The sequence below is a fragment of the Pseudobutyrivibrio sp. genome (assembly GCF_017471675.1).
Taxonomy (GTDB): Bacteria; Bacillota; Clostridia; order Lachnospirales; family Lachnospiraceae; genus Pseudobutyrivibrio.
This window is the reverse complement of record NZ_JAFUSK010000078.1, coordinates 1-14592: the sequence shown is the minus strand read 5'-3', so window position 1 is coordinate 14592 and position 14592 is coordinate 1. Positions and strand designations below refer to the sequence as shown.

Sequence of the window (14592 nt, the reverse complement as noted above, 5' to 3'; positions counted from 1 at the left end):
TTATGGAGCAGATACTTATGCTGAAGAATATGAAGCAACCGCTACCTTATATGAACTTAGTTGAGGTTTTGAATGTCCAAGATGATGATGTTGTTTATGTGGGCGGATCATTGGTAGAGGCTTCAGTAAATAAATACAGCGGAAGGGTGGGAAATAGGCTTTCTGATTTAGATGTATTTATTTTAAGAAAGCATGAACGATACAAAGAAACATCAGCTACCTATATTACCGATATATGCAGGACAGATTTTGTTAGCTGTTTTGGTATAAATTGTGATGTTGAAGTATATGATATGGACATAATAAAAGAGATTATTGATGGGGTTAATAACATTAGATTTGAAGAAAAAGAGAGAATACTAAATTGTATTAAGATGCCAAAAGGATATTCATTTGAGAAAATTAATGAATTTTTGACACGATTCTTTTATTCAATTCCAATTTATAATATTGAATACTACAATTGGCTTAAAAATGTAATAGATATAAATGCATTTTTCAAATTAAAAGAATATTACTGTATTCAAGTGATTGACAATATGAAGGAGGATATTTGGGGGAATGTAGAGGTGGGTGAGTATACAACAGCATTGATGTTATGTAGGGAAGCTATTTATAGATTTATTGAATATATATTTAGCAGAGAGAAAATATTCAATGACAGAAGAAAATGGGCATGGATTAAAATTGAAAATTTATCAAATGATAAAAAAGAATACAGTGATGTATATATATATATGAAGAAAGTTTTGTATGGTGATGGTACAAAACTATTAGAGGGCGATATACGTAAATATGTGAAATATTTAGAGGATAAAATAGAAGAATATAGTATAGAGGTGGATTTTTAATTATGAATAATTTAAATGAGATAAATAAAAATGAAAATGCGATTATAAGAAAATTAGAAGATAATTATTATATTTTTATAGATGGTAAATGCTATAAAGTGAATGAAACTGGCGCACTTGTGTATAAATACATAGGAAGCGATATGCCAATATCATTGTTTTGTCAAAAAATGGCCAAGAAATATGATAGTGAATCAAGTGAGATGATAATGAAAGATGTTATGGCTTTTATCGAATTTTTAGAAAATATAAATGTTCTTAGTGTGTGATATAGGTCCAGAATAGGAAAAGATGAATCATGGATAAGATAATTGAAGTTAGAAATTTACGAAGAGAATATATTAGAAAAAAAGGTATACGAAATAAGGAAACTATAGTTGCTGTAGATGGTATATCTTTTGAAGTAGGACGCGGAGAGATATTTGGATTATTGGGACAGAATGGAGCTGGAAAGACTACCACTATTAAGATGTTAACAACGTTATTAGCACCCACAGCTGGCGAGTGTAAAGTTTTAGGATTTGATTGTTTTGGAGAGGAGGAAAAGATACGTAATAAAATTAATTTTATATTTGGTGGTGAGACGGGAGTATATCGTAGATTGACTGCAAGAGAGAATTTACGATATTTTTCGAATTTATATATGCTGAATTCATCAAAACAAAAAGAACGAATAGATGAGATATTAGAGTTGGTAGATTTAAAAAATAGGGCAGATGATTTGGCAGAAACCTTTTCTAAAGGAATGATTCAACGTTTACAAATAGCTAGAGGACTCATAAATGATCCAGAGATAATATTTATGGACGAGCCAACTGTTGGATTGGACCCGGTAGGGGCAAGGATGCTTAGGAACATAATTATTAAATTAAAGGAACAGGGAAAAACAGTTCTTCTGACTACTCATTACTTACAAGAAGCTGAGGAATTGTGTGATAAGATGGTTATTATGAAAGATGGGAGGATTGTAAAATCCGGTGTACCATCGGAGATTAAGGGTGGATATGTAACATTGGAGGATGCTTATATAGATCTAGTGGGAGGACAGGTTAGTTGAAAAAAATAGTAGTAATATATGAGTCTATGTTAGTCCAAATGAGGCAGTCTTTTGTGCGACCAATGTTTAAATTTTGCCTTTTTTTTAATCCAATAATTAGTACGATTTTGCTATATGAAATGTATATTAATTCGGGTGAAACTAATTACTTTGCCTACGTGGTTCTTGGCTCGGGTTTAATGGGGTTATGGGGGTGTATATGTTTTTCTTCAGCAGGTGATATAAACAGAGAACGTCATAGTGGGACGTTGGCTATAATATATACTGCGCCAGTTAGTTTTAGAGAGATAGTAGTTGGAAAAATTATGGGCAATACTATTCTTTCGATTTTTAGTTTTGTGATGTCATTATTGGTTGCTAAAATATTATTTCATATTGAAATTGATATAAAAAATCCGTTCTACTTTTTGTTTTCGTTTGTAGCTACTATAGTGGTATTTGTAATAATAGCTACTATAGTTGCATTTTTATTGATGCTTTCAAGAAAGACTGAATTATACATGAATTGCATAGAAGTGCCATTAATTATGTTAAGTGGATTTGTTTTTCCGGTTGATTTGCTTCCAAAGCCGCTGCAACTATTTAGCAGATTAATACCATCTACGTATGCGGTTGAACTGTTAAGAATTACGGCATGTGGGATAGAGGATATAAATAATTTTTGGAATAAAGTTGTATTATTAACAGGTATTTCTTTGTTGTATGTTTTGGGGGCGCGATTATTATATAGAATAATAGATAAAAGAGTTAGGATAAAAGGCAATCTAAATGTTGTTTAAAATATAAGACGAGAATATGGAGATATTATACATGGCAATTAGGAGATTTTTTGAGCAAGCTTATTTGTATCACAAAGGCAGGCAAGCGGCTTTCAATGCGGAGGAGTTTGTATTATTAGAGGTTGGATATCCATTACTCACGATGATATTTCATTGTCTTATAGCTTCGTATTGCTATGGAACAAATGATTTGGGCGAATGGGTAGTAGGGAATTCTTTTTTGCTTTGTGTGAATTCGTGTATATTTGGATTGGGTATAGTGTTTATGAATGAAAGATATACAGGGAGAATTAGATCTATAATAGCTTCTCCGTGTAATAAAATAGCACTAATTTTAGCAAATGGTATTTTCCCAGCAATATTAGCTATAATCGCATCATTTTTAGGGTTAATTGTTGGAGTTATTGTTTTTCAAATCGATTATTCTAAAGTGGATTTTGTTTATATTTTTATTTCAATAATAGTTGCAATGATATCGGCATCCTGCTTTGGTCTTTTATTGGGGGTTTTAGGATTACTTACTGATAGTATGCATATGGTGTTGAATATGATGGAGGGATTGCTTTTGATTCTTACTGGAGCAGAATTTCCAATTGAACAGTTACCTATCTGTGTTCAATATGTTTCGTGGAGTATACCACTTACTAAATCTATAAAAGCTGTAAAGGGGATTCGTGTTGGCGATTATAAAAACTATTGGTTATTATTGTTATTGGAATTATTAAGTGGAATAGTGTATGTGGTTCTAGCAAGATTTCTATTTGCAGTTGTTGAAAAAGAAACAAGAAAAAAGGGTTCATTTGACTATTATTAATTTCTCTTATCGCAGAGCTATAAGGCTCTGCGATTTTTTTTATGAATGAATTTGATAAAAAAAGTTCATTTTCGATATAAAGATTTTTCGATTTTTCATATCATTATCCCAACATTTAGGAAAATGAAAGGAGAATGGATGTAATGAGAAATGGGAAAATAGTGCGTGCGCTAGCTTTGGGGATGGCTGGCATGATGGCTTTTACAGGGATTCCAGTGGAAGCCAAAGCAGGTTCTAAGGATTCCATTAAGGACAAGTATTCTGATGAAGGCTACAGCCTGGTATGGAATGATGAATTTGATGGAGACAGCCTTAATCTAAATGATTGGAATGTGGAAAAGCACGAGCCGGGCTGGGTTAATTCAGAGCTTCAAAGATATACCGGTATAGAAGAGGGAAACATACAGGTGAAGGATGGCAATATGGTCATCAAGCCTCATGTGGAAGAAATCACGGATGGCGAAGCAAGTGAACCTGAGGAAGAAAAGGTTACACATATAAGCTTTGATTTTACAGTAGGGGATGATAAAGAAACATCAGAAACAATTGCCCTTCAGGTTAATTTTGGAAAGATAGATGATTCAGAAGCAGGAAATGCAAAGGCTAAAGTAAAGCTTTCCAATGTGTCCTTAGTAGATACAGAAGATGACAGTGAGCTTGTTAGAAACGGCAGCTTTTCAAATGGAGATGATTGGTATTGCGGAATCACTTCTCCTGCAGAAGGCTCTTACAAATATGAAGATGGCAGTGCCATCCTTGATGTGGAAAAATCAGGCGATGCCAATTGGAACTATCAGTTGCAGCAAAGCGGACTTAAGCTTGAACAGGGGCACACCTACAGGTTTTCCATGGATGCTGTAGCAGATGCAGATAGAATGGTAGAGATTAGCTTGCTTGATCCTGACAATGGATACAACTGGTACGCAGGCACAAAGGCTACTATTGAAAAGTCAGCTATGGGTGCAGCAGGCACTGGCTCATCAAAAAGAGAAATTACATCAGGAAGAATCACCACTCAGGGGCTTCACGATTTCACCTACGGAAGATTTGAGGCAAGAGCAAAGGTACCTGAGGGCAAGGGATATCTTCCAGCATTCTGGCTTATGGCTACAGACGAAGGCCTCTATGGTCAGTGGCCTAAGTGTGGTGAGATAGACATTATGGAGGTAATGGGACAGGATGTTTCAAAATCCTACCACACTATCCACTATGGCTATAGTGCTGGCAGCGGTCACAAGGAAAATCAGGGAAGTAAGGTTCTTTCAGATGGAAGCTTTGCTGATGAATATCACACATACAGAGTGGACTGGGAACCGGGACTTATCACATGGTATGTAGATGATGAAAAGGTTTACAGCACTAATGACTGGTACACAGGAAGTGATGACAACAATCAGGTTACATACCCTGCACCATTTGACCAGGATTTCTACATCATACTTAATCTTGCTGTAGGTGGCAGCTGGGTAGGATATCCTGATGATAGTGTGTATGAGCACATGAATGATGACAGCTTTGCAGTTGATTACGTAAGAGTTTATCAGAAATCTGCTGAGGAGTATGAAAAGGCTGAGGCAGAGGCTAAGCGTCCTGAAAAGGAGCCTGTAAAATTTAGAGAGCCAGATGAAGCTGGCAACTATGTAATCAACGGAGATTTTGCTAAGGACATAGCATTTGATGGAGCAGAGGATGCCAGTGATGACAACTGGAAGCTACATCTTGAAAGCGATGCAAAGGATACAAAATATACAGTAAAAGATAATCAAATAAAGATTAATCCAACAGCAGTAGGTTCACAGCCACACAGCGTTCAGCTTAAGCAGCAGAATATCCCAATGTATAAGGGATGGGAGTATGAGCTTACATTTGATGCTGTGGCAGATGAAGACAGAGACATCATTATAGATGTGGAAGGTCCTGATAGAGGCTGGATAAGATATATGCAGGATACATCTGTACCGGTTTCTACCAAGAAGCAGTCATATACCTACACATTCACAATGAATGAAAAGACAGATGCTAACGGTTCTCTTGAGTTTAACTTAGGCAAGCAGAATTCTACAGCGGCAGTAACAATATCAAATGTCAAATTGACACATAAGTCAGGTGATGAAATAGTAACTGACGATTCAAAGACAATTCGACCAGATGGTAATTATATTTACAACGGAGGGTTTGATCAAGGTGAGAATCGATTGGGCTATTGGGATATCAATAATAAAAAGGCAGTTAGTGTTACTAATAAGAAGAACTCTAGACTCCTTAAGGTAGTTGCACCTAAGGGCACAACTAAAGCTAATCCTGTGAAGGTGTCACAGAGCGAATTATCTCCAATGATGGCTGGCCAGTATGAGCTTAGCTTTAACGGATATGCGGATGTTAAAGATGGTCTTACAGTAAATGTGGCTGGCAACACTTATACACCGGAGTTGGCAAATGAGAATGTAAGCTACTCTCATAAGTTTGTATTAGATAAGAACCTTGAGCGCAAGGATTCTAACATTGAATTCCTGTTTACTAAGCCAGGTGAGTATTACATTGATAATGTGTTCTTAGCTGAGGCAGCACTTTTAAAGAATGGTTCATTTAATGCAGGCCTTGCAGGATTTTCACCATACGTCTATGACAGTGTTAAGGCAAATTATGTTATTGACAATATGAATGGAAATGACAATACATTTGCCATAACAATAGATGACACAGTGGCAGATAGCGAAGCAAACTCTTGGTATGTACAGCTTAACCAGGATGGAATTAAGCTTGAAAAGGGCAAGAAATACAGAATGTCATTTAAGGCCAAGTCTTCTATTGATAGATTAATCAAGTATTCATTGCAGGAATTCGAAGGTAACTGGACAAACTACAGTGGCACAGGTGCCGTAGAAATTGGCAATGAATGGAAAACATTTACCAACGATTTTGTAATGGAAAGTGAGACAGACCCTAATACAAGATTCAACATCACAATGGGTTCTGTTGATGGAATAAGAATCACAGAAAAGCATGATGTTTACATTGATGATATAAGCTTGATAGAACTTAGTGATGAAGCTGGTGGAAATGATGAGCCAACAAAGCCATCACAGCCATCAAGCCCATCACAGCCAAGTGTAAATCCTGCTCCAAGCGGCAACGGTCAAAGCTCTTCTAATAGCGGCGTGGTAAGTACACCTGCTACATCACAGAAGATTGCTGACACTAAGACTCCACTGGCAGGAAATGTACCTGTTGCTAAAGATACTAAAAAAGCTGATAATAAAACTAACGAAAAGCGACAGGATTCTAATAATGTAGAATCAGGCAAAGCAGAAAAGAATACAGAAGAAACAAAGACAAAGGACACAGTAGAAGATACAGCAAAGGAAGAGACAAAAGAAGTAGTAGAAGATGAATCAGTAGATTCAAAAGAGGCTAAGGAAGAAAAGATTGAAGAGCCAGAAGCACCAAAGACAGCTGAAAAAGAGCATGTAGGCTTCTTTACAGCAATCGTAAATTTCTTCAAGGCTATACTTGACTTCTTCAAATCGCTTTTCTGATGAAAAACAAAAATCTAGAAAAGAGAGGAATTGAGGTAAATGGCAAACAAAATTTTTGATACTACAGAGTTTGCTAAAGTAGCAAGACAGGCAGTTGCAGAGGGAGTTGTGTTACTGAAAAACGAAGCTAAGGTATTACCACTTAAGGAAGGCACAAAGGTTGCAATCTTTGGCCGTAGCCAGTTTAACTACTATAAGAGTGGAACAGGCTCGGGCGGAATGGTTAATACCAGATATGTCACTGGTGTGTATGAAGCCATAGAAGAGGATGGCAGCTTCGAGATTAACAGCAAGCTTAGAAGCACCTATGAAAATTGGGTGGAAGACAATCCATTTGATGCAGGTGCAGGTTGGGCTGCAGAACCTTGGTTCCAAAAGGAAATGCCAGTAACTAAAGAATTAGCTTACGGGGCAAGAGAAGATTCAGAGGTGGCTATTGTCCTAATAGGCCGCACAGCCGGTGAAGATCAGGATAATAGCGCCCATAAGGGGAGCTATCTGCTTACTGATGATGAAGAGCAGATGCTTGAAAATGTTACCAAAGCATTTAATAAAACAATCGTCCTTTTAAATGTGGGCAATATCATAGATATGAAGTGGGTGGATAAGTATAATCCAACAGCTGTAGCCTATATCTGGCAGGGAGGCCAGGAAGGTGGAAGCGGTGTAATAGATGTGCTTAAGGGCATGGTTTCACCTTCTGGAAAGCTTACAGATACAATTGCTTATGATATTGCAGACTACCCATCTACCAAAAATTTTGGCAGTAGCAAACGAAATATCCAACAGGAGGATATTTATGTAGGCTATAGATATTTTGAAACCTTTGCTAAGGACAAGGTAATGTATCCATTTGGATACGGCTTATCCTATACATCCTTTGACATAGTATCAAATGGATTTACTGTTGCTGATGGCCAGGTTAAGGTTTCGGTTACTGTAACAAATATTGGTGATTACAAGGGCAAGCAGATAGTGCAGGCCTATGTAACCAAGCCACAGGGCAAGCTTGGTAAGCCGGCAGTTGAGCTTGTTGGCTTTGCCAAGACAAAGGAGCTTAAGCCTGATGAGCAGGAGACAGTTGATATCGTATTTACGAATTATCAAATGGCAAGCTACGATGACAGTGGCGTTACAGGATACAAGAGTGCCTATGTACTAGAGGAAGGAACCTATATCTTCTATGTAGGTGACAGCATAAGAAATCTTACTAGAATTGGCACATATAACATAGGCAAGACTAAGGTAGTAAAACAGCTTTCTGAGGCGTTGGCTCCAGTGGTGGATTTCACACGCATTAAGCCAGAGGCTGGTGAAGATGGATATGCTATTTCATACGAAGATGTGCCAAAGGCAACCGGTAGCTGGCAGGATGTTAGACTGGCTTTATTAAAAACCCCTAAAGCTAAGCCTGATACATCCTACAAGCTGGTTGATGTGTTAGATAATAACTGCACTATGGATGAGTTTGTGGCACAGCTAAGTGATGAGGAGTTAATGGCCATAGTAAGAGGCGAGGGCATGAGCTCACCAAAGGTAACACCTGGTTGTGGCGGCGCCTTTGGTGGAGTAAGCCAGTCCTTGGTAGAAAAGGGAATACCTACATGCTGTTGTACCGATGGCCCTTCAGGCATCAGAATGGATTCAGGCAAGAAGGCATTTGCTATGCCAAATGGCACATTGCTTGCATGTATGTGGAATCTTGATTTAACAGAAAAGCTATACAACTACGAAGGCTTAGAGCTTAGGAAAAATAAGATAGATGTTCTTCTTGGCCCTGGTATGAATCTTCACAGAAATCCACTAAACGGCCGTAACTTTGAGTATTTCAGCGAAGACCCATTTGTTACAGGTAAGAATGCAGCAGCTCAGCTTAAGGGCATGCATAGGATGGGCGTAACAGGAACAATCAAGCATTTTGCCATGAACACACAGGAGGCATATCGCCATACTGTAGAGCATGTGGCCAGCGAGCGTGCCGTTAGGGAGATTTATCTTAAGGGCTTTGAGATTGCAGTTAAGGAAGCAGGAGCTACTGCTGTAATGACTACATACGGCTCAATAAATGGCTATTACACATCATCTAATTACGATTTGGTTACCAGAATCCTTAGAGAGGAATGGGGATTTGAAGGAATCGTAATGACAGATTGGTGGGCAAAGGGTGGCAATGCAGCAAATGGTGATGCAGCAGATATGGCATCTATTGTAAGAGCCCAAAACGATTTGTACATGGTAACTCAAAGTGCTATTGATAACACAAACAGGGATAACCTTGAGGAGGCACTTGAAGACGGCTCCTTAGATAGAAGAGAGCTTCAAAGAAATGCCAAAAATATATGTAACTTTGTGCTTCACACACCTACCTTTGCAAGATTTATTGAAAGAAACAATGAATGTGATATTGCTCTTGCTAATGAGGCAGAGGATGATGAGGCAGAATTTGATAACATTATAGATTGCAGAATTGATGAAAGCGGTGTAGCAGCAATTGATGCAAGCTTAATTGAAACTGCAAGAAACAGTAATAATACCATCTCAGTATCCTTCAAGGAAAGAGGAGACTATAAGCTGACTATGCGGGTTCGCTCTAATGCAACCAGCGATTTGGCACAGATTCCTCTAAGCATATTTAGAGATAAGGAATTAATAAAGATGGTTACTTTGACAGGTGCTGATAGAGATTGGCAGGATGTTGAGGTAATGTTTGAAGGCTGCGCAATGACATTCTTCCTAAGAATGTATTTTGCTCAGGATGGAATGGAAATAGAGGACATAAAAATAACCCTTGCAAAATCTAAGGAAGAAGAATTCAGACTTATGTTTGCTAGAATGGGGCAGTAAAAAGGAGTAGAGCGTTGATAGATTTTATAGATAAGAATGGAACCTTCAAGGTATCAAAGGCTGAGGACACCAGCTATTTATATTTTCCAATAGCAGGAGAAAAGGGGCTTAAGGCATCAGTTACACCTAATCTTTCAGGAGATTCCATGATAGACCAGGAGACATTTTTACTAGAACCTGTCAGCGTGGAAAACTTACATAACAATAAAAATGGCCGCAACTTCTGGTTGTACATGGATAATGGTAAGGTTTGGTCGGCAGTTGGCAATTCTGCTGACCAGGAAAGCAAGAAGTTTACCCTTAGCCAGGATGAAAGCAGTGTAACAGCTGGCTTTATGTGGCACAAGGCAAGCAGATACAGTAACGATTACAAGATAAGCTCTGAAATTACATCCTTCATCCCAGTGGATGCCAATGTGGAAATAATGTCAGTGTGTATCAAAAACGAAAGCCCTGAGCCAAAGACAATCACTCCTATTGCAGCAGTGCCAATCTACGGCAGGTCAGCAGATAATCTGAGAGACCATCGCAATGTTACATCTATGTTGCATAGAATAAAGACTGTAGATGAAGGTGTACTTGTAACACCTACCATGTCCTTTGATGAAAAGGGCCACAGAATGAATCACAAAACTTACTATGTAGTAGGTGTGGATGAATGTGGAAATGCACCAAAAGGATTCTTTCCTACTGTGGAAAGCTACATTGGTGAAGGCGGAAGCTTTGCAAAGCCAAGAAGTGTGTACCGTCAGGAAACAGGTGTTGCAGCAGGTTACACAGTAGATGGTAAGGAAGCTGTAGGCGCCCTTAGATTTGCAGAGGTAAAACTTGGTTACAACGAAAGTATCGTATATACCATAATGATTGGAGTGACAGAAGACGTAGCAGAAATCAAAAGTCTGGTAAATAGATTTAAGACTTCTGAGGATGTTGCAAAGGAGCTTGAGGCTACTAAGAAATACTGGCTTGATAAAGTTAATGTAGGCTTTAAAACAGGTGATAAAGCATTTGATGAATACATGCAGTGGGTGGCTTTTCAACCATTCCTTAGAAGAGTGTATGGCTGTTCCTTCCTTCCATATCACGATTATGGAAGAGGCGGCAGAGGCTGGAGAGATTTGTGGCAGGATTGTCTATCACTTCTTTTCATGGAGCCAACAGATGTTAGAAAAATGATAGTGGCAAACTTCGGTGGAGTAAGAATGGATGGAAGCAATGCCACAATCATTGGAGAAGGCTTAGGGAACTTCATCGCAGATAGAAATGGCATTGCCAGAGTATGGATGGATCACGCATACTGGCCACTTAAGACATTGCTTTTGTATATTAATCAGTCAGGTGATTACGATATTTTAAAGGAACAGGTTCCTTATTTTAAGGATTCTATTGTTCACAGGGGAACCATTGTAGATAAGAAATACCAAAACAGCGAGAATAAACAGCTTACAGTTGATAAGGAAATATATGTAGGCTCTATCATTGAACATCTACTTGTTCAAAATCTTGCTGCCTTTTATGAGGTGGGAGAGCATGGTGCCCTAAGGCTGCGTGGCGCCGATTGGAACGATGCCCTTGATATGGCAGAGGCAGGTGGTGAATCTGTAGCATTCTCCTATGCCTACGTTGGAAATCTTAAGGATTTGTCAAAGCTTATAATGGATTATTCAACCAAGGAAGGCATTGATACTATATCCATTGCAGAAGAGCTAATAGTACTAATTAATTCGTATATACGAAGTGATAAGACTATTGCTTCTAAAAGGGAAATCTTAGAAAATTACATGAAGCTTGTGGATGGGGATATCTCTGGCAAGCAGAGCATTATCACTGTTGCAAGCCTGGTTGCTACCATAAACAAAATGGCAGAGGATTTTGCAAATCATCTTAATTCTAATGAATGGATTGATGGTAAAGAAAATGAAGGCTGGTTCAACAGCTACTACGATAATAGTAAGCGCAAGGTGGAGTTCTTTGACGAAGCAGATGAGAAAACCAGAATGATGCTTACCGGCCAGGTATTTGCCATAATGGGAAATGTGGCAAAGGATGACCAGGTCAAAAAGATTACAAAGGCTGCAGATAGATATTTATATAAAGGTGAGATTGGCGGTTACCGATTAAACACTGATTTTGCCGAAGTAAAATCTGACCTTGGCAGAATGTTTGGATTCGCTTACGGCGAAAAAGAAAATGGTGCAGTATTCTCCCACATGTCTGTTATGTATGCAAATGCTTTGTATCAAAGAGGTTTTGCAAAGGAAGGCTACAAATCCCTTAAGGCTTTATTTGATGCCTCTATGAATTTTGGGGTAAGCCATATCTATCTAGGCATTCCTGAATATTTTGCAGCAGATGGAAGAGGCAAATATCCATATCTTACAGGAGCTGCTTCATGGTATCTGCTTACAATGATAACAGAAGTATTTGGAGTAAGAGGCAATGGTGGAAACCTTCAGATTGCACCATCCCTTTTAAAAGAACAGTTCGATGAAAATAATCAGGCAAAAATAGAGCTTAATTTTGCAGATAAGAGATTTGAAATTATCATAGAAAATCCTGATAAGAAGGATTTTGGTTCATATAAAATAAAGGCAGCTTACTTAAATGAAAGCAAGCTACCTGTTAATGATTCACAGCTAATTATCACAAGGGATGTTATTGAGAGGCTTGAAAATAACAATAATATTCTCGTGGTGTTAGGATAAAATTTTTCTTCATTCTTGGGACTCATCTGTATATGTCATAATATCATTTGCAGTCCCTTTCCATTGAGTACCGTAGTATTTCTCACGGTACTTTTTTGGTGTCAGGCCAGTCTCTTTTAAAAAGAGCTGGCTAAAATGACTCTGAGAAGTAAATGAAAAATAGTTTGCAATATCTGCAAGGCTATAATCGCTAAATCTAAGCAAATTCTTAGAGGCCTCAAGCTTGGCGTTTCTGATATAATCGCTGGTAGAAACTCCTACCTCTTCCTTAAATAACCTAGAAATATAGCTGGCAGAGTTACTGGTGTATTCAGCCAAATCCTTTACAGTAATACGTTCTTTAATATGAGAGTAGATATAATTCAAGCATTCTGTCATAGGACGGGATAAGCCGGCGCTCTGCTTGATAATCTGCATACGATAGGTATAATCGGAAACCATCTTATCGTGTATTTCTTCCATGGCCTCCACAGTATTAATATCATCAAGAGCTTGAATATAATAATCGCTAAGGCGATAAGATTTCTCCATTTCCATGCCATTATCCACACAAAGTCTGGAAATGATAGCTACAGACACTACAAAATGATATTTGAGATTTTGGATAGGATCCTTAGAAAGCTTGCCAACTCCTGCCTGGTTTAAAAATTCGTGCTTAAGACAATTCTCATGAATTGCTTCCATATCACCGCTGGCAACCTGCTGATAGAAAAGCAGCTCTCTATTTTGATGGCGATGTACAATCTCATCATCATTGTCAGTTATAATATAATTCAAGTGGTTTTCATCCATAATATCTTAGTATAGCCCCTTATTAAGTACCCTACGCATATAGCTTATCGTATATACGAAGGTCGTAATGCTTGTTATACATATCATCCAAACTATCTATTTCGATGGAATCACTAATCAGCAATTTATCGAAGGAATAGTTAAAATGATTATTAATATAATCATGATAGCTCATATAAGCAAAAGCCTCTATCAAAGATGCATTGGCCTTATATATGTTATCAATTCCAATTATATCACGATTTGTAAGATATACTCTGTTATTTATTGAGTAAAACCTGATAGAAACAATTGGATGTTCCCCGGTACTGCTTTCATGAAAAGTGGCCGCAATTTTGATAGCACCCTCATTGCCACCACCGATAACACAGCTACCCAGCTCTTCCATAGTGGCAGGCTGTGACTTAATATCAAAGTTATTATAATCATCAAAGGTTCTAATTACATGAGAAGGAGTGTTAGCTGCCTGAGCTGTATTCTTCATAAAGGATTCAATAGCACTGGCAATCTTTTGAAGCTCGCTAAACAATGACATATTACCGATAGTGATAGCCGTATGCTTAGCATAATCTGCTAAATCCACAAAGTTATATGTATTCTCAGGCACAAACTCTGAAGGCTTCACTGCATCCAAACTAGAATCCATAAAGCTGAAATCAGGATTCAGCCCCCTCTCATACAAAAGGGCATTAGAAAAATCTTCAAAAGTGCACTTCCTAAGATTTATGTCTGTAATATCCTTTCCTGCCACGTCAGACCCATCCTCAGCAGGCTTAGCTGCATTAATCTGGTAATTCAAATGGCTACTAAACAAAAAATCGTTTCTATACATGGGATACTCCTCCTATATAAATATTAGCATATCTTGTACATATAATTCAATACAATCACAACATTTTGTGCTCCGCCCCACCCCTCCCTGCCCCAGGTATTGAAAGGTGGATTTTACAGTGGGCCGGCTTACGCCACTGCCTGGGCTTGCTATTTAACTACAATTGCGCCCACCATGGACTCAGCCAACGCCTCTAGCTTATTGCACAGTCGAAGAATTACTGATTTTCTAAATGCCACACTCGCATCCCCTATTACACGTGTTCTTTCAAGGTTTGACAATTCTGTCGGCACTGTATGTATCTCGCAGACACCCTCAGCCTAAAGAAATAGCAGTGGCGGCAATATTAGTATTAATTGCATGATTTTGAAATGAGCCTAGT

At 38.2% G+C, this 14592-nt stretch carries 10 protein-coding genes; 8 read left to right on the top strand and 2 right to left on the bottom strand.

Annotated features, from left to right (window positions below):
• Positions 1-2: 2 nt before the first annotated feature.
• The 8 genes from IJ535_RS12600 to IJ535_RS12565 all read left to right on the top strand — a co-directional run bounded on the left by IJ535_RS12600 (position 3) and on the right by IJ535_RS12565 (position 12586).
• Positions 3-851: a hypothetical protein gene (locus IJ535_RS12600; protein WP_294303575.1), complete on the top strand. Its 849-nt coding sequence runs from the start codon at positions 3-5 to the stop codon at positions 849-851.
• A gap of 2 nt (positions 852-853) precedes the next feature.
• Complete coding sequence (locus IJ535_RS12595) at positions 854-1120, top strand: PqqD family protein (protein WP_294303573.1); 267 nt, start codon at positions 854-856, stop codon at positions 1118-1120.
• Between the two features lie 29 nt (positions 1121-1149).
• Positions 1150-1908, top strand: coding sequence for an ABC transporter ATP-binding protein (locus IJ535_RS12590; RefSeq protein WP_294303571.1), 759 nt, complete (start codon positions 1150-1152; stop codon positions 1906-1908).
• Positions 1905-2687: an ABC transporter permease gene (locus IJ535_RS12585; RefSeq protein ID WP_294303569.1), complete on the top strand. Its 783-nt coding sequence runs from the start codon at positions 1905-1907 to the stop codon at positions 2685-2687. Before IJ535_RS12590 ends, IJ535_RS12585 begins: the two co-directional genes overlap by 4 nt.
• Before the next feature lie 31 nt (positions 2688-2718).
• On the top strand, positions 2719-3501 hold the full coding sequence (locus IJ535_RS12580) for an ABC transporter permease (RefSeq protein WP_294303567.1): 783 nt from the start codon (positions 2719-2721) through the stop codon (positions 3499-3501).
• Positions 3502-3644: 143 nt separating this feature from the next.
• A complete protein-coding gene (locus IJ535_RS12575; protein ID WP_294303565.1) occupies positions 3645-7037 on the top strand; it encodes a carbohydrate binding domain-containing protein in 3393 nt (1130 codons plus the stop codon).
• A 39-nt stretch (positions 7038-7076) separates the two neighbouring features.
• Positions 7077-9881 (top strand): glycoside hydrolase family 3 protein, encoded by a 2805-nt coding sequence (locus tag IJ535_RS12570; protein ID WP_294303564.1) that lies wholly within the window; start codon positions 7077-7079, stop codon positions 9879-9881.
• 14 nt (positions 9882-9895) lie between these two features.
• Positions 9896-12586: a GH36-type glycosyl hydrolase domain-containing protein gene (locus tag IJ535_RS12565; RefSeq protein ID WP_294303562.1), complete on the top strand. Its 2691-nt coding sequence runs from the start codon at positions 9896-9898 to the stop codon at positions 12584-12586.
• A 9-nt stretch (positions 12587-12595) separates the two neighbouring features.
• On the opposite strand, the gene IJ535_RS12560 is transcribed toward IJ535_RS12565, so the two are convergent.
• Together IJ535_RS12560 and IJ535_RS12555 are read right to left on the bottom strand one after the other, a co-directional pair.
• Positions 12596-13363, bottom strand: a complete 768-nt coding sequence (locus IJ535_RS12560; RefSeq protein ID WP_330619617.1) for a helix-turn-helix domain-containing protein — start codon at positions 13361-13363, stop codon at positions 12596-12598.
• A gap of 46 nt (positions 13364-13409) precedes the next feature.
• On the bottom strand, positions 13410-14210 hold the full coding sequence (locus IJ535_RS12555; RefSeq protein WP_294303559.1) for a hypothetical protein: 801 nt from the start codon (positions 14208-14210) through the stop codon (positions 13410-13412).
• Positions 14211-14592 lie beyond the last annotated feature (382 nt).